General features: G+C 65.8%; 12 protein-coding genes. 3 read left to right on the forward strand and 9 right to left on the reverse strand.

The genetic code is table 11. From position 1 onward, the window contains the following. Positions 1-68: 68 nt before the first annotated feature. Positions 69-974, reverse strand: a complete 906-nt coding sequence (locus ACODRW_RS06245) for a LysR family transcriptional regulator (RefSeq protein ID WP_107801872.1) — start codon at positions 972-974, stop codon at positions 69-71. A gap of 267 nt (positions 975-1241) precedes the next feature. Here ACODRW_RS06245 and ACODRW_RS06250 point away from each other — a divergent pair, with 267 nt between their 5' ends. From ACODRW_RS06250 to ACODRW_RS06260, 3 genes are all read left to right on the forward strand, one after another. Further along, positions 1242-2255 (forward strand): zinc-binding alcohol dehydrogenase family protein, encoded by a 1014-nt coding sequence (locus ACODRW_RS06250; RefSeq protein ID WP_253314158.1) that lies wholly within the window; start codon positions 1242-1244, stop codon positions 2253-2255. A gap of 577 nt (positions 2256-2832) precedes the next feature. Then, the gene (locus ACODRW_RS06255; protein WP_227105374.1) at positions 2833-3525 is read left to right on the forward strand and encodes a response regulator; all 693 of its coding nucleotides are present in this window, start codon (positions 2833-2835) and stop codon (positions 3523-3525) included. 4 nt (positions 3526-3529) lie between these two features. Beyond that, positions 3530-5890, forward strand: coding sequence for an ATP-binding protein (locus tag ACODRW_RS06260; protein WP_488905376.1), 2361 nt, complete (start codon positions 3530-3532; stop codon positions 5888-5890). Here ACODRW_RS06260 and ACODRW_RS06265 read toward each other — a convergent pair. From ACODRW_RS06265 to sctT, 8 genes are all read right to left on the reverse strand, one after another. Beyond that, positions 5842-6138: an acyl carrier protein gene (locus ACODRW_RS06265; RefSeq protein ID WP_227105378.1), complete on the reverse strand. Its 297-nt coding sequence runs from the start codon at positions 6136-6138 to the stop codon at positions 5842-5844. The genes ACODRW_RS06260 and ACODRW_RS06265 overlap by 49 nt on opposite strands. Next, on the reverse strand, positions 6122-9289 hold the full coding sequence (locus tag ACODRW_RS06270; protein ID WP_488905377.1) for a hypothetical protein: 3168 nt from the start codon (positions 9287-9289) through the stop codon (positions 6122-6124). Before ACODRW_RS06270 ends, ACODRW_RS06265 begins: the two co-directional genes overlap by 17 nt. A 229-nt stretch (positions 9290-9518) precedes the next feature. Then, on the reverse strand, positions 9519-10706 hold the full coding sequence (sctA, locus tag ACODRW_RS06275; RefSeq protein ID WP_235086049.1) for a type III secretion system needle tip protein SctA: 1188 nt from the start codon (positions 10704-10706) through the stop codon (positions 9519-9521). A gap of 140 nt (positions 10707-10846) precedes the next feature. Continuing rightward, positions 10847-12103: an IpaC/SipC family type III secretion system effector gene (locus tag ACODRW_RS06280; RefSeq protein ID WP_235086046.1), complete on the reverse strand. Its 1257-nt coding sequence runs from the start codon at positions 12101-12103 to the stop codon at positions 10847-10849. A gap of 16 nt (positions 12104-12119) precedes the next feature. After that, the gene (locus tag ACODRW_RS06285) at positions 12120-13865 is read right to left on the reverse strand and encodes a type III secretion system needle tip complex protein (RefSeq protein WP_235086044.1); all 1746 of its coding nucleotides are present in this window, start codon (positions 13863-13865) and stop codon (positions 12120-12122) included. Further along, a complete protein-coding gene (gene sicA, locus ACODRW_RS06290) occupies positions 13862-14365 on the reverse strand; it encodes a type III secretion system translocator chaperone SicA (protein WP_019103389.1) in 504 nt (167 codons plus the stop codon). Before sicA ends, ACODRW_RS06285 begins: the two co-directional genes overlap by 4 nt. A gap of 266 nt (positions 14366-14631) precedes the next feature. Continuing rightward, positions 14632-15801 (reverse strand): EscU/YscU/HrcU family type III secretion system export apparatus switch protein, encoded by a 1170-nt coding sequence (locus tag ACODRW_RS06295; RefSeq protein WP_488905378.1) that lies wholly within the window; start codon positions 15799-15801, stop codon positions 14632-14634. Between the two features lies 1 nt (position 15802). Further along, entirely contained in the window at positions 15803-16579 is a 777-nt protein-coding gene (sctT, locus tag ACODRW_RS06300) for a type III secretion system export apparatus subunit SctT (protein WP_235086041.1), read from the reverse strand.

Genomic DNA, 16579 nt, shown 5'->3' on the forward strand with positions numbered 1-16579 from the left:
CCCTACGGTGGATGGTCTTGTAGGGTGGGTGGAGCGCAGCGATACCCACCAACACCGAAAACCAACGCTCAAGGCGCGGCCAGGTAATCCTGCAGGCAAGCCTGCAAATGCTCGCGCAGCGCCGCCACCGCCGGCGACAGCATCAGACGATGCGGGATCACCAGACACAGCGGTGTGGCCTCGGTCTGCCAATCTTCCAACAGCGGCAGCAAACGGCCGGCGCGCAGATCGTCCAGCGCGTCCAAACGCGACTTATAGGCGATGCCCAAACCCTCCAGCGCCCAGCGCCGCACCACCTCGCCGTCGTCGCTCTGGCGGCGGCCGTCCACCGTCACCTGCTCCCGCAGCGGACCCTGGCTGAAACTCCAGCGCTCGTGCAAGGCCGCGCCCAACACCAGCCGCAGGCATTGATGGCGGCGCAGTTCCTGCGGCGATTGCGGCCGACCGTGGCGCGCCAGATAGTCCGGCGACGCGCACAGCACCCGCCGGTTGTCCGGCGCCAGCGGCAGGGCCACCAGGCTGGAGTCTTCCGGCACGCCGTAGCGCAGAGCCACGTCCACCGGCTGCCGGTACAGATCCGCCACCCGGTCGCTGATCCGCAATTGCAGGCGCAGACCGGCGTGGCGCTCCAGAAAGGCGTCCAGCCAGCCGCGCAGCCGGCTGCGCCCCAGGTCCGACGGCATGGACAGCGACAGTTCCCCGCTCAAAGCCTGACGCTGCAAGGCCAGCGCCTGGCCGCCGGCCTCCACCGCCTCCAGCGCGGCGCGCGCATGGGCCAGGTAGCGCTCTCCGGCCAGGGTCAGCCGCAGGCTGCGGGTGGAGCGCGCCAGCAATTGCGCGCCCACGGTTTTTTCCAGCCGCTTCAGCGCCGCGCTGGCCACCGCCGGGCTCAGATCCAGCTGACGCGCGGCGGCGGACAGGCTGCCGTTGTCGGCGGCGCGGACGAATACCTGCAAATCTTCGAAACGGACCATGATCGTCAAAATTTTTTTGAAACTGAATCGAATTTTAGCCGGCTTTTCGTTGGGTCGAATAGGAATAGCATAAGCACCATCAAGACCGGGCCTTAGAACCTGTTCAAAGTCTGCTGCGCTTCGGCGATACGGCGTTGAAAACAAGCTCAAAATGCTCATGTACCACGTGTACATTCCGCTTTTTCGCTCGTTTTCGCCTTGTCTCGCTCTTGCTCGCGAGACTTTGAACAGACTCTTATCGGCCCACACGCTATGGAGCATGCCAAGATGAAAGCCGTCGCCTATTACCAGAATCTGCCGATCGAGCACCCGGAATCGCTGCAGGACGTGCAGCTGCCCGAGCCCGCCATCGGCGAGCACGACCTGTTGGTGGAGGTCAAAGCCGTTTCAGTGAACCCGGTGGACACCAAGGTGCGCGCCGGCGCGGCGCCGGAAGCCGGCCAGCCCAAGGTGCTGGGCTGGGACGTCGCCGGCGTGGTGCGCGCAGTGGGCGACAAGGTCAGCCTGTTCCAACCCGGCGACAAGGTGTGGTACGCCGGCGCCCTGCACCGCCCCGGCGCCAATAGCGAATTGCACGCGGTGGACGAGCGCATCGTCGGCCGCATGCCGCACAGCCTGGACTTCGAACAGGCCGCCGCCCTGCCGCTGACCGCCATCACCGCCTGGGAACTGTTGTTCGACCGGCTGCAAGTGCTGGACAACCGCGCGCCCAGCGGCCGGAGCCTGCTGGTGGTGGGCGCGGCCGGCGGCGTCGGCTCCATCCTGGTGCAGCTGGCGCGCCAGCTGACCGGCCTGACCGTGATCGCCACCGCCTCGCGGCCGGAAACCCAGGCCTGGGTCAAGGAGCTGGGCGCTCATCATGTGATCGACCACCGCCTCCCGCTCAGCGAGGAGCTCAAGCGCATCGGCTACCCCAGCGTCGATTACGTGGCCAGCCTGAACCAGACCGACGCCCACTTCAAGGAGATCGCCGCCGCCATCGCGCCGCAGGGCAAGCTGGCGCTGATCGACGATCCGGCGGCCCTGGACGTGCGCGAGCTGAAGCGCAAGAGCGTGTCGCTGCACTGGGAGTTCATGTACACCCGTTCGTTGTTCCGCACCGACGATCAGATTGAGCAGCACCGCCTGCTGAACCGGCTGGCCGAGCTGGTGGACGCCGGCCTGATCCGCAGCACGGTGGCCGAGCGCTTCGGCCGCGTCGACGCCGCCAATCTGAAACGCGCCCATGCCTTGCTGGAGAGCAACCGGGCCAAGGGCAAGATCGTGCTCTCGGGTTTCTAAGAACCGGTTTGCGATCCGCTGCGCGTCGTGAAGCGTTGCACGGTGAGGACGAGCTCAAAATGCCCATGTACCACAAGTACATTCCGCTTTTTCGCTCGTTTTCGCCTTGCCTCGCTCTCGCTCGCGAGAGCGTAAACGCCTTCTAAGAATCGATACACGCCATCGCGCCGGCGGCGGCGCCTCGCCGCCGGCCTCATGCCAGCGCGCTAAGCGTCACCGCCCGTCGCCGAAATCGCTTCACAAGGCGCAGCCGGCGCGGAATAATGGCCTGCTGGCTGTCTTTAACAATCCGGGGAACGAGATCACGAATGCGCACGCTTTCGCCTCCGGCCCCGCCGCAGGCGACGCCGGCCGCGCCGCAGCGCCTGGCCCGTCCCGCCATTCCACCCTCCGTTCCCTCAGCCGGCCAGACCGGCGGCGCAAGCGCTCCCTGCCGCCAAACCTTTGCGTAATGGCCTATACCAAGCCTGAGGCCGAAGCGAAACCGGAGCCGCCGCCCGCGCAACAGAATACACAGGTTCAGAGACATAACCATGGCGCAAGGCGCAGCCGCGCCGCCATCTGTTGGGATACTCATATGCCTGATGCCAAATCATTGCGGAGCCAGCCGATACAGATCACCTTGCTGGACGATCACCTGATGGTGCTGAACAGCCTGGCCGGCCTCCTGGCCGATGAAACCGACTTGAACGTAACCGGACAGTTCACCAGCAGCGCGCCGCTGATTCAGCATCTGAAGCAGCACGACGGCGTCGACGTCGTGGTCACCGACTACGCGCTCAGCCCCGGCGACATCGACGGCTTCAGCCTGATCCGCGGCCTGCGCCGGCGTTTCGCCCGCGTGCGCATCCTGGTGATGTCGGCCTATTACACCCCGGCCACGGTGGCGCTGGCGCTGCGCTGCGGCGCTCACGGCTTCATCGGCAAGGAGCAGAGCCTGGACGAACTGGTGGCCGCCATCCGCCTGCTGGCCGACGGCCACAGCTATCTGAGCCCGGACATGAGCGCCGCGCTGAACGAAAGCTGCGCCAACCTGCCGGCGCCGCAAAAAGCCATGTTGCGCAGCTTGCTGGACCATCCGGAACTGTCCCCGCGCGAACGCGAGGTGCTGCGCTGCTGCCTGGACGGCATGACGGTCAGCGATATCGCCGTCAAGTTCTCGCGCAGCATCAAGACCATCAGCAATCAGAAGCAGTCCGCGCTGAAAAAGCTGGGCCTGCGCAGCGACAACGAGCTGTTCCAGCTGCAAAGCCGGCTGGCCAGCCACTGAAGCCATGCGCGCGCGCTCCTTTCTGCTCTCCTGTCTGCTGCCGGCCTTCTGCCTGTCCGGTCTGAGCCACGCCGGCTTCAAGCCGGCGGAACGCGCCTGGCTGGCCAAGCACCCGGTGGTACGCTACGCGATAGACCCCCACGGCTGGCCTATCGAATACATGGAGGACGGCGAGCACCGCGGCCTGACCCAGGCTTATCTGAACCGCATTTCCGAGATCAGCGGCCTGCGCTTCGAGCTGGTGCCGGTGGCCAACCGCCAACAGGCGGTGGACATGATGCTGAGCGGCCGCATCGATCTGCTCACCGCGCTGTCCTCCGGCCTGATTCCGCCGGAGGTGGGCCGGCGCATCCGCTTCAGCGACCCCTATTTTTCCGGCAGCACCGTGCTGGTCACGCAGCCGGACAAGCCCATCGTGTTCAACACCTCCAAGCTGGCCAACAAGACCATCGCGGTGGAAAGCGGCGACCCTTACGAATACTTCCTGCGCGAAAACTTTCCCGCGGTGGACATCGTGGCCACGCCCACGCCGCTGGCGGCGCTGGACGCGGTGGCGGACGGCAAGGCCTACGCCGCGGTGGGGCTGGACGCGGTGATGCAGTCCGTGATCCGCCGCCGCTATTACGGCTCGCTGCGCATCGCCGGCAGCGTCAGCGAAATGCCCAGACTGGTATCAATGGCGGTGAACAAGGACCAGCCGCAACTGCTGTCCATCATCAACGGCTCGCTGGCGCGGCTGACCGCGGACGACACCCAGCACATGCTGGAAGACTGGTTGCAGACCACCGACTACGGCGCGCCGTCCTGGCGCTCCATCGCCCGTTATTACGCGCTGGAGCTGTCCGGCGTCGGCCTGGTCCTGCTCTTGCTGCTGCTGTTCGCCCAGCGCGCCCACGCCGCGCGCCGCGCCGCCCAGCGCAGCGAGGCGGAGAAATCCACCTTTCTGGCGGTGATGAGCCATGAAATCCGCACGCCGATGAACGCGGTGCTGGCCTCGGTGGAGCTGCTGCGCCAGGCCGAGCTGCCGCCGCGCGAACGCGAGCTGGCGGCGCTGGCCAACGCCTCGGCGGTGAATTTGCTGGAGCTGCTGGACAATGTGCTGGACGTGTCCAAGCTCAACGCCAGGCGGCTGCGGCTGGAGCCGCTGGCCACCGACGCGGCGGCGCTGTCCAGCGGCGTGGCGGCGATCTACCGCGCCTGCGCGGAAAAGAAAGGGCTGGAACTGCGGCTGGAGCTGCTTGGCCTGTGCGGCCGCCTGCTGGTGCTGGACCCGGTGCGCCTGCGCCAGATCCTGAGCAATCTGCTCAGCAACGCGGTCAAGTTCACCCGCCAGGGCGAGGTGTGCCTGCGATTGGAACTACAGGAAATAGAGGAAGAGCGGGCGCTGCTCTGCGTCCAGGTCAGCGACACCGGCATCGGCATCGCGCCGGAACAGCAGGCCCGCTTGTTTCACGAATACGCGCAGGCGGACCATACCCAACAACGCTACGGCGGCACCGGGCTGGGCTTGTTGATCTGCCGGCAACTGGTGGAGCTGATGTCCGGCCGCATCGCGCTGGACAGCCAGCCGGAACAAGGCACCACGGTGACCTTGTGGCTGCCGGTGCGCCATGCGCCGGCCGAGCCGGCAGCGGCCGCCGAGCCGGACGTCGCCAGCCCGCCGGCCGCCCTCAAGGAAGCCTGCGATCCCATCCTGGTGGTGGAGGACCAGCCGGCCAATCGCTTCATCATCGCCCAGCAGCTGCTGCAACTGGGCTACCGCGCGGTGACGGCGGACAACGGCGCCGCCGCGCTGGGCTTGCTGGATCAGGGCCAGCGCTTCGCCATGGCGCTGCTGGACTGCAATCTGCCCGGCATCAGCGGCTATCAACTGGCGCTGCGGCTGCGCCGCCACCCGGCCTTGCAGTGGCAGCCCTATCTGCCCATCATCGCCATCTCGGCCACCACCGGCATAGAACACCAGCAGCGTTGCCTGGACAGCGGCATAGACAGCTGCCTGACCAAGCCCTTGCGGCTGGCCCAGCTGGAACAGATCATGACGCTGTGGCTGGACCACCGCCCCGGCCCGGCGCCGGCCGCGCCGATCCCGCCCGACGGCGAGCTGACGCAGTTGCTAAGCCACAGCTGCGACGCCGACGCCGCCGCCTTGCGCCAGGCCTTGCAGGCGCGGGACTGGCCGCAGGCGGAACACTACGCGCACCGCCTGCACGGCGTGGCGCTCAGCGCCGGCCTGCCGCGCCTGCCGGCGCTGGCGGCGGACATGCAGACCGCGCTGCGCCAGCCGCAGCCGGACGCCGCCCGGCTGCAAGACCTGCTTCAGGCGCTGGAGGCGGCGCTGCCGCAAGCGGAGCCGAGCGGCGACTGAGCGAGGCGCCCCGCCAGCTGCCGCTCCACCACCTGGCAGACATGGGCCACGGTCTTGATGTCGACGATGTCGTCGACGCCGATCTCGATGCCGAACTCATCGTTCAGCAAGAGCACCATGTCCAGCAGCTCCATCGAGTCCGCGTACAACTCGTCCACCAGCCGCGCCTGCGGCTGCAGCTTGGACTCCTCCACCGATAAACAGCAGGCCATCACCGCCACCACTTGTTGCTCAAGACTGATTGCCACGGTTGCGCTCCCGGATGCGGTTGGGATCGAGATGCAGGCCGTCGGTGGTCAGGGTGACGCCCGAAGACGAGCTCAAGGCTTCGCCGCGCCGCGCCTCCGCGGCCGCGTCTATGCTCAGCCCGCTGAGCAACGCCGTCACCAGCGGGTTGGCCGGCTTGCCGCGCGGCAATAGATTGGCCTCGCGGATCAAGGTGCGCGCGAAGCTGCTCAGCGCCTGGCGCTGTCGCTCCAAACCCGGATGCTCGGCCAGCACTTGCCGCAACTGCGCGGCATCGTCGCCCAGCGTGCCCGCCTTGCCGTCGGCGAAGTCCTTCAGTACGCCGCTCTGCTGGGTGCTATTGCCCGGCAACACGCGGTTGCGCAGCGCTTCGAACTCGCGCCGTTGCGCGAAGGGCTGCGTCGCGTCGGGCTCCAAGGCGCCGCGCACCGCGCGGATCAGCTCGCTGCCGGCGTCCAGCGCGAAAGCGCGGCTACGCAGATAGGCCTGGGTCGGCAGCGTGTACAGATTGCCGTCGCGGAACTTGAGCCCGCCAAAACCGCCGCCGTCTCGTTCTGCCGTCGGAGCCGTGGCCTCCGCCGTCGGCGCGCGGCCAAGCTGAGACGCTTGTCCATTGGCCTCCGGTTCGCCGGCCGCGCTCTGGCCGGCGGCAGCGTTCAAGACTTGGGATAAGCCATCCGCCACCTGTCGCGCGGCCTGATGCAGACTCGAGCCGGCATCGGCGGCCGGCGCGTCTCCGGCCGACAAGCGAACCGCTTGGTCCAACGGCGTGCTGGCCGCTTGCTGGATATCGACGCGTTCGGCCCGCAACTCGCCTTCCACGCGCCGGCCGGCGGCGGTGTCCAGCACCGTGGACAAGCCGTCCGCCACCGCGCGCGCGGCCTGATGCAGGCGAGCGCCGGCATCCGCCGCCGGCGTGTTGCGCGGCTGAAGACCCAAGCCGCTCAGAAACTCGCCCAACAAGGGATTGGCGCGTCCGCCCGGCGGCAGCAAATTGGTTTCCCGGATCAGGGTTTGCGCAAAACCGCCCAGCGCCTGACGCTGCCGCTCCAGGCCGGGGTGCTCGGCCAGCACCCCGCCCAGCCGGCGCGCGTCGGCGGCCAGCGTTTCCGGCGCGCCGTCGGCGAATTGCCGCAGCAAATCGTCTTGCTGCATGCGGCCGCTGGGCAACATCCGGTTGCGCAAGGCTTCGAACTCGCGCCGTTGCGCGAAGGGCTGCGCCGCGTCGGGCTCCAGCGCGTCGCGCAGCGCCTTGATCAGTTCCCGGCCGGCGGCATGGCCGTCCAAGGTCGAATGAAAAATCTGGCTGCGCAGATAGGCCTGGCTGGGCAGATTGCGCAGCGGGCCGCCACGGAAGGACAGCCCGGCGAACTCCCCGCCTAGGCTGGCGGTTTGCGGCTGGGCTGCCGCGTCGAGCCGCGCCTGACGCGCCGTCGCCTCCAGCTTGCCCGCTTGCGCCGCGCCGGGAATGGGCGTCGCCAGCGTTTCCTCGCCCAAGGCCGTGTTCATCAGCTCGGACATGGCCGTCGACACCTGGCTGGCCGCGTCGCGCAAAGCCTGGCCGGCATCGGTCTGCGTGCCCTGTTCCACGCCGGACGGCACGCCGCCGAGAGTCGCGGACTGCGGCGTGGCCGGCTGGCTGAGCCGCGCCTGACGCGCCGTCGCCTCCAGCTTGCCCGCCTGCGCCGCGCCGGGCGTGGGCGCCGTCAGCGTTTCCTCGCCCAGCGCCGTGCCCATCAGCTCGGACATCGCCTCCATCACCTGGCTGGCCGCGTGATGCAAAGTCTGGCCGCCATCGGTCTGCGTGCCCTGCTCCACGCCGGACGGCGCGCCTCCCAGGATTGCGGATTGCGATGCGGCCGGCTGGCTGATCCGCGCCTGACGCGCGGTCGCTTCCAGTTTGCCCGCCTGCGCCGAACCGGCCGTGGGCGCCGTCAGCGTTTCTTCGCCCAGCGCCGTGTTCATCAGCTCGGACAAGGCGCCCGTTACCTGGCTGGCCGCGTTCAGCAAGGGATGACGCGTTTCCGACAAGGTAGCCTGCTGCGGCTTGGGCAATTCCTGGCTGCGGGCGACTTGCGGCGCCGGCATGCGCAAAGACGTCACCAGGCGCGAGGGCGCTCCGCCATGATGGCGGTTGCCCTTGTTCACATCGCCCAGATAGGTGTCGCCGCGCTTGTCCCAACGCCGGTTGTCCTGACGATTGTCCTGGCTGTTGTCGTTAAAGTTGAAGTGGTAATGCACCTCTTGCGGCCGCGGCGTTTCACCCGGCTCCGCCGGGCCCGGGTTCGGCTGAGGGCCCGGGCCGGGATCGGGCTGATCGGCGCGGACCGGCTCCGGCCGTTCCGGGTCTTTCGGACCCTGGCCCAAGCCCTCCAGCAGGCTGCGCAACAATTGCGGCAGGATGGCGACGGTGTCGAGGTCGCGCGCCAGCGTGCCCACGCTGACGCCGCGCTGCTCTATCAACTCGCCGCGCCGCTGCCGCAGTTCTTCAAAAGCCTTCATCGCCGCGCTGTCCACCAGTTCGGTCAGACGCTGGCAGGTGCTCTCGTCCAGCTGACGCCCCAAGTGGGACTCGACGCGGGACAGGATGAAAGGCACCACCTCGCGACGCATGAAGTCATTGCCCAGCTGCAACACGCCGCCCGGACATTGCCGCTCCATCATGGCGGCCAGCTTGTGCTCCAGCTTGCTGCGCTGCTGATAGTGCTTGTCGGTTCTCGGCGTCCACGGGCCAAAAGCGGATTTTTCGCCCAGGCCGTCCTTCAATATCTTGTCGGTGTACTGCTGCGCCAGCCCGTCCAGCGTTTGGCGCGCCTGTTCGCTCAGGCCCTCCTGCCGGCTCAACTGGCTGTAGACCTTGGCGAATTCGGCGATTTCCAGCTTGGCGTAGCGGTTGGGCGACTCCTGATACAGCTCGCCCAGACGCTGAGACTGCGACGAGGCGGCGAACAAGGCCGCCACGCTGTCGCGGCTGTAGTCCGCCTTGTAGCTGGCCAGATCCGCCAGCGAGTGGCGACGCGGCGGCGCGGCGTCGCTGCTGCGCGCCTCGCTCAGCCGTCGCGCCAAGGCGCTGGCCGGCCGCGCCGGTCCATTCAGCAGCGCGGACAGGTCCGGGCAGGAATGGGCGCGTGATAATCCGGAAAGTCCCGGCATGTTGCTCTCCTAAGAGCCTGTTCACGATCTTGCGAGCAAGAGCGAGACAAGGCGAAAACGAGCGAAAAAGCGGAATGTACTCGTGTACATGAGCATTTTGAGCTTGTTTTTAACGCCGTATCGCCACAGCGCAGCAGTTCATGAACAGGTTCTAAAATGTTGATGACGGTTAACGACAAGCTGAGGACAGGGGCGTCGGCGCGCCCGGCCTCAAGCGTCAAACCGCTGCTTAGCCTTGCAGGAAGGACTTGGCGGTTTCCGTGCAGCTGCTGATGGTACTGCTGAGCACCTTGACCAGGTTGTCGTACAGCGAGTTGGCGTTGCTGTATTTCTGGGTCAGCGTCTGCAGGGTGTTTTTCAGGTTTTCTTCCTGCGCCTTGAAACCGGACTGCCAGGCCTGGAATTTGGCGTTGTCCATTTCTACCGCCGAGCCACTGCCCAAGGCGCCAACGTCGCGGATCATGGTGTCGACCGGCGTCATGTCGATCACCACCACCCATTTGCCGTCCGCCGACTTCTGGACGCAGGAATCCGGCAAACCCATCTCCTTGGCCCACTTCCTGGCGTCCTCTTCGCTGCCGCCCTTGATCGGATCCGCCGATTTATCCTGCGAGGGGAAAAGCACCGCCGCTTTCTTGGGCAGGGAGAAATCCGATTTCAGCTTCTGCAGCGCAGCCTTGAGCGCATCGACGTCCAGCTTGACCTTGTTGCCGTCGCCGCCGGGTTTGATCCAGTTCGCCATCTGCGACAGGATGTCGCTGAACGCCTTGTAGAACTCGGTGTACTGGGCCACCACGTTTTCGTACACGCCCAGATAGCCGTCCTTGATGTCGCCGATGGCCTTGCTGATCATTTCCCACAGTTCGCGGTCGGAAATCATGTCCTTGGCCGCGCCCGGCGCCGTGTACAACATCGGCGCGGCAAATTCCCGCGCTGTGGGCGGAGCGTCGGCGAACACGTCGGCGATATCCGCCTGCAGCGTCGACTTTTGCTCGGCGGACATCACATAGCCGCTTTGCGCCAAAGCGCCCAGACTGCTTTTGAGTTGCTGAGTATTCAGCGTCTGCATGTCGCGGGCCTGGTCCTGCGCCCGCGTCAACGCGCCGCGCTGGAAATTAAGCCGCTCGGCCGCCGGCTGCTCGCCGCCGGCAATCGCCGCCTGCCAGCGCTGGTCCACCAGCTTGCTTTCATAGGTGGTCTGCCCTTCGACGGTGCGGCGGGCGGCCTCGTTGGCCTGGCGTAACGCGTCGGCCTTGTTCTGAGCGGTATTGAGCGCGGACAGCTCCGGCCCTTGCGGCGCGGCGGCGCGGGTTTCAACAGCGACGCCGCCGGTATCGGCTCGCGGCGCGGCGGCCGGGGTTTCCGTCGTTTGCGGCAGCGTCAGCGGCAAGGAGGATGTGGTTTGAATGCCGTTCATGGGAATTCCCCTGCATGGCCAGCGCCGAGGCAGGCGCCAAGGCGCTGGCGGAATGAATGGTGTGGAAGGCCGGCCCGACCGGGATGGCTGGGCCGGCGGGCGGCGCCAGGGACGGCGCCGCCCGGTTCCGGGCTAGCGGATCAGGCGCGGATGTTGCCGGCCACAGCCCCCATGGCCGCGCTCTTGGATTGGCTGATGCTGTCCAAGGTGCGCAGCAGCTCCTGGATGAAGCTGTCGGACTTGCGGCTGCTCTCGCGGGTTTCCTCGGAGGCGGTATTGGCCACGCGGCTGGAAGCCTGGCTGATCTGCTGCTCGGACTGCTCCAGCGTGGAGGCGTAGCGGCCAGAGCCGCCGGCGATATTGCTGGCCGCGGACGAGCTATCCATGATGGCCCGACCGGTGGTTTGCTTGGCCTGAGCCTTGAGCTTGGTGTCGTCCATCGTTTGCTGCTCGATCGAGCTCTTCACCGACAAGTCCTCGCTGGCACTGCCCAAGGCGGTTTCATGCGGCTTGCCCAGGTTCTGGTTGCTGGACTTCAAACCGATCTTGTCACCGGCCATGCCGTCCGCCACGCTGCCTGCGGCGTTGGACTGCGTGCCCGGCTCGCCTGCGCCCAACTTGGCCGCGCCCGGCTGCGACTTCAGGCCCACATGCTTCAGGCTGTCGGGCTCCGTGCCCAGCTTGACCGTGTTCTGACGGTTCAGCGTGGTTTGGATATTGCGACTCTCGTCACCGGCCTTGGCCAGCTTGGGCGCGTTGTTCTTCAATGCACCGCGTTCGGCGTTGAGGCCGTTCAAGCTCTTCTTGGCTCCGACGCCGGTAATGGCCATCTGGCCCACGCCCTGAGCAATACTGCTGGACAGGTTGGCGATGCCTTCGCGCACCATGGAGGCGGCGGTGGCCTTGGTGGCGTCGAAGCTGACCAGCGACAACTTGGTGCTTAAAGCGTTGTCGGCGGTGCGCAGCGCCGACATCAAGACGATGGCGGCCACCAGCAGCGCCACCCCGCTGGGCGCCATGCCGCTGATGTCGAAGGATTTACCCTGTTCTGCCTGTTCCTTGACCTTGTCGTTCATCAGCTTGTTCACGCCGGATTCGACCTTCTGGTACAAGGCCCCCAGATCCTGAACAAACTCCGGGTCCTTGGCTTTTTCGCTCAGATAGGCCTTCAGGCCGTCGGTCACCTGCTTGCTCACTTCGGCGGACGGCGGACGCAGTTCCGGCCCGCTCATCACCTCGGCCAGCGCCTTGCCGTCGCGGCCGGCGCTGTTCAGGATGGGCAGGATGTCCTTGATGTCCACCAGCGACTTGGCCGCCAGCGATTTATCGGCCGCGCCGGATTCCGCCGTAGCGGGGAAAAGAGTATGGACGGACGTGGTGTTGATAGTGTTCAGCATGCTATTTTCTCCTGACTCAAGCGTGGCTCTGACGCAGTACGAAGCGGCCGGCTTCAGCGTTCTGCTGCAGCGCGGAAGACATCATCGTGGTCAGTTCCTGAGTAATTTTCTGAGTGTTGGCGAAGGCTTCCACCGCCTGCTTCAGCCATTGCTCGATCTGATCCATCGCGGCGCGCGCCAGGGTGAAGTCGGCCAGCGCGTCGCTGGCGTTCTTCATGAACACGCCCTGCGCCACATTGCCGCCGGCCTGGGTGGTGGCTTGCGCCACTTCCCCGCCCACCACCACGCGGTTGAGGGTGTTGGCCATCAGCTGTTTGGAGGCGGCGTCGGTGCGCAGACCCAGGCTGTTGGCCAGGCGCTGGAAGCCCTGGGTCAACATCTTGCTGCCGTTCTTGGCCAGTTCCTTCAGCACATTGGGCACCATCTTCTTGATGGCGTCGCCCATCAGCTTGCTGAGCGCGCCGCCCAGCTTGCTGGCGGCGCCCTTGCCCACCACGGCCACCACCACCATCACCGCGACCATGGCCACCGCGGCCAGCACCGCGCCGATGATGGAGCCGGCCAGCTCAGCGGTCTTCTTGTCCACCCCCATGCTTTCCAGCGCCTTGGTAATGGCTTTGCCTATCAGGTCCATCAAGGGTTTGAGCACCTTGTCCATCAAGGGCTTCAACGCCTCTTCCATGAAAGACACCCCGGTGGTGGCCTTGACCACCTCGTCCGCCACCATCAGCGCGACGCCCACCGCGGCCAGCGCCAGGCTGGCGCCGCCGGTGAATGCTGCGGCCACGACGCTGACCACGGTCAGCAACGCGCCTAGAATCTTGCCAATGCACCCCATGGTGCGATTGAGTTCTTCCGCCTTGCGCACTTCTTCCTGGTACTCGGCGGATTTTTTGTCCATTTCCTTCTGGCGGCCTTCCTGCAAGGCCTGGAACAATGCCAGATCGTTTTTCAGACTTTCTTCGCTGTTCTTGCCCACCAGCTCGACGAACATCGCCATCAACATGGTCAGCTTGGCCACATTGGACAGGTTGTCCTCGCCGGTTTTGCGCGCGACATCGCCGCCCACATTGGCGCCTTGCACCTTGCCGGCCAGATCATCGGCGATCTTGCCCTTTTCCACCGCCACCACGCGGGCCTTTTCCGCCACCTCGAACGCCTTGTCGGCTTTCTGCTTGGCTTGCGCGGCTTCGCCGGAGGCTTGCTGGCTGGCGGCCTGGGCGTCGGCGTAACCCGGATCGTCCGGCGACATGCCGTTCAGCTTGGCCAGGGCCGCATCGGCTTTCTTCTGGGCGGCGTCCGCGGCCTGTTTGGCGCTGTCGTAGTTGCCCACCGCGTCTTTCAACGCCTCGGTGGCTTCGCTCGCCGCCTTGAACGCGTCCTGGAACTCTTTGGACAGTTTCTCGCCCATCGCCACTTGCGCTTCCATCATCGCGCGCCAGGTGGCGATGCGGCTTTCCAGCTGCGACAGCGAGACATTGCCCAGCAAGGACATCAACTGCCCCAGCAGCAGCGTCAGCTTGCCCGCGCCGTCCAGCTCTTCCTTGGCCTTGGCCGTGGGCTGGGTCAGCGGCGGCGTGTTCAAGTCACTGCGCGGCTTGGCGGCGCCGGCGTCGTCGCTGACGCGCATCGTGAACAGCGCTTGCGCCGACTTCTGCGCGGCGTCGACGAATTTCTCGCTCGCCTGGGTGTTACCCGATAGCGCTTTCGCCAGCTTGGCACTGTCAAGATTGAAGCTTTGACCGATAGTGTTACCGCTCATGCTTGCTCCTTTTCCTGCTGACGGGATTGCTCGGCCTCCGTCTCCTGCAAACTGTCCAGATACACTTGGGCCTTGGCGCGCAGCGACTCGTCGTCGCTTTGTTCGCACACCAGCTCGAAACACTGCCTGGCCTTGGCCGCCTTGCGCATGAACAGCTGGCACTGCCCGGTGAAGAACACCGGCCGGTAGTCGTTCTTGCTCAGGGCGAAGGCCACCGCGTACAGATCGGCGGCCTTCTGGAACTGTTTCTTGAGCTGGCACACGGCGGCCAGCCCCATGATGTAGTCGGGGTTGTAGAAGTCGTAGATGCACAGAAAGCGGAAGAAGGTTTCCGCCTCGTCGAGCCTTCCCTTGTTGTAAAAATCGTAAGCGTGGGCGTACAGGCCTTCCATCATGTCCGGCGGAATGCCGTGCACGTCTTTCAGGGTGGCGCCCGCGCTTACCGCTTCCCAGACCATCTCTGCCAGGCGGTCGTCGCTGACACTGTCTTCAGGGTTCATCAAACTTCTCCTAGTCGCTGTCACCAACCCGGCAGAGCTGGCTAGAGACGACGGTTGTCTTGGGTGTGAAATGACCGTCGTCGCTGTCATTTAACAGCGGTCGGCGGGGGGAAACATTCAGGAATCGCTCATGGCGACGGCGCATCGGCTATCCGGGCGTGTTCAATATGGCCTTGCGGGTTTTGAGGCCGCCGCCGCGCGGGGGAAGATTGGCGTTGCCGGACCTTCCCGGCGGGCGGGAAGGCTCTTGGGCCGCGTCTATGCGCTCAGCCCTCCTGGTCGTTTTGTTTATCCACAGAAGCGGGCTTGGCGGCGGATTTATCCACAACCGGCCCGGCGGCGTTCGCGTCCTTCCCCTGTTGCTCCGCCGGTAGCCTCGATGGCTCCGGCTCCGGCTCCGACGCCTGCGCTCCGGCGTTTTCCACCTGCTCCAGCCACATCAGCAAGCGCAGCACTTCCTCCACCTCGTCCAGGCTGACCAGGGAATAACGGCGGTGGCTGGCGAAAATGCGCCGCGCCAGCGGGATGTCGCGCACCACCGGCACGCCCACTTTTTCCGCATAGGCCCGCACCGCCAGCGCACGCTGATTGGTCTCCATCACCGAGATGAAGGGGATGGGCAGCAGCTCGGGCTTGAAATAGATGCCGACGGCGATATGGGTAGGGTTGGCCACGATCAGGCGCGAGTTTTCGATGTCGGACTTCACCTGCTCGGACAGGATCTCCATATGCGCCTCGCGGCGGCGAGACTTGATCTCCGGATTGCCCTCCTGCTCCTTCATCTCGCGTTTGACCTCCTGCTTGTCCATCTTCATATCCTTCATGAACAGGAAGTACTCGGCGATGGCGTCCAGCACCAGCACCGCGACGATGCAGCCCAGGCAGGTCAACACCAGCGCCAGCAGCAGTTCGCGCCAGATCACCGCCATGCCTATGGGGTCGCCGTTGAGCTGGGCGAACAGCAGGGCCTTGTGCTTGTGCCACAGCACCAGCACCGCCACCACGAAACTGGCCAGGTAAAGCAAGGCCTTCACCGCCTCCTTCACCGTGCGCAGGCTGAACAGCTTCTTGAAGCCGTTGACCGGGTTCAAGGCCTCCAGATTGAGCTTCAAGGCCTCGCTGGCCAGCACAAAGCCGCTTTGCAGCAGGGAGGGCAAGGCGGAGGCGACGATGCACAGCAGAAAGATGGGCAGCAAGAGCTTGATGCCCAGCCAGGCCACCGCCTGGGCGTAGCCCTGCATGTCCTGCTGGAAGCCGCCGGCGATCACCTGGCGGAAAGCGCCCATCAGTTCCACCAGCGAGCCGAAGGACACCAGATAGGCGACGCCGCACAGGGTCAGGCAGGCCACCACCAGATCGCGGCTCTTGAAGGACTGGCCTTTCTTGGCCGCGTCCTGCAAGCGCTTGCGCGTGGGTTGTTCGGTCTTGTTCGACATCTCAGCGCACCGGCGCGCTCAGCCAGCCGGGCAGCGCCGTCGGCGGGAAGGCCAGCCGCATCACCGTGTCGGGCAACACCGGGCCGAAATACATCAACATGATCAGCAAGGCCGCCGCGCTCTTCACCGTCAGCGACACCGCGAAGGCGTTCATCTGCGGCGCGAAACGCGACAGCAGGCCCAGCACCACCTCGGACAGCAGCAAGGCCGCCACCACCGGGCTGGCCAGCACCACCGCCTTGCTGATCACCTGATTGAGCAGGCTCAGCGTCGGCTGCAAGGCCGGCGCGCACACGCCCAGCGGGTCGCACAGCTGATAGCTCTGACGGAACAGGTCCAGCATCAGGCTCATGCCGCCACCTTGCAGATAGACCGCGGCGGCGAACAGATTGAACATATTGGCCAATTCCGAAGTGTCCACGCCGTTGGCCGGGTCTATGCTGCTGCTCAGCGTCGCGCCGCGCTGGTTGTCTATGATGCTGCCCAGCGCGTGAAACACCCAGAACGGCCAGGCCAGCAGGCAGCCCAACAACAGGCCCACCGCAGCCTCGCGCGCGATCAGCGCGATAAAGGGCAGCGCCTGAAAGGCCGGCAGCGCCTCCACCGGATGCGGCCACAGCCCCAGCGCCACCAGCATGGTGGCCGAGGTGCGCACCACGCCGCTGAGCACATTGCTGTTCAGGAAGGGCAGGATGAAGAACACCGGCGCCACGCGGGCGAAGCCGAGCGCGGCCGAGGCCACCCAGCCGTGGATTTCGAAGAACAGGCCGAACTGCAT

It is taken from the genome of Chromobacterium sp. FG89 (genome assembly GCF_057808735.1).

Excerpts from the sequence above, each read along its gene's own strand:
- ACODRW_RS06255 (WP_227105374.1), top strand. The coding sequence starts at position 2,833 with ATGCCTGATGCCAAATCATTGCGGAGCCAGCCGATACAGATCACCTTG.
- ACODRW_RS06250 (WP_253314158.1), top strand. The coding sequence starts at position 1,242 with ATGAAAGCCGTCGCCTATTACCAGAATCTGCCGATCGAGCACCCGGAA.
- sctA (WP_235086049.1), bottom strand. The coding sequence starts at position 10,706 with ATGAACGGCATTCAAACCACATCCTCCTTGCCGCTGACGCTGCCGCAA.
- ACODRW_RS06295 (WP_488905378.1), bottom strand. The coding sequence starts at position 15,801 with ATGTCGAACAAGACCGAACAACCCACGCGCAAGCGCTTGCAGGACGCG.
- ACODRW_RS06245 (WP_107801872.1), bottom strand. The coding sequence starts at position 974 with ATGGTCCGTTTCGAAGATTTGCAGGTATTCGTCCGCGCCGCCGACAAC.
- sctT (WP_235086041.1), bottom strand. The coding sequence starts at position 16,579 with ATGCAGTTCGGCCTGTTCTTCGAAATCCACGGCTGGGTGGCCTCGGCC.
- ACODRW_RS06260 (WP_488905376.1), top strand. The coding sequence starts at position 3,530 with ATGCGCGCGCGCTCCTTTCTGCTCTCCTGTCTGCTGCCGGCCTTCTGC.
- ACODRW_RS06280 (WP_235086046.1), bottom strand. The coding sequence starts at position 12,103 with ATGCTGAACACTATCAACACCACGTCCGTCCATACTCTTTTCCCCGCT.
- sicA (WP_019103389.1), bottom strand. The coding sequence starts at position 14,365 with ATGAACCCTGAAGACAGTGTCAGCGACGACCGCCTGGCAGAGATGGTC.
- ACODRW_RS06270 (WP_488905377.1), bottom strand. The coding sequence starts at position 9,289 with ATGCCGGGACTTTCCGGATTATCACGCGCCCATTCCTGCCCGGACCTG.
- ACODRW_RS06285 (WP_235086044.1), bottom strand. The coding sequence starts at position 13,865 with ATGAGCGGTAACACTATCGGTCAAAGCTTCAATCTTGACAGTGCCAAG.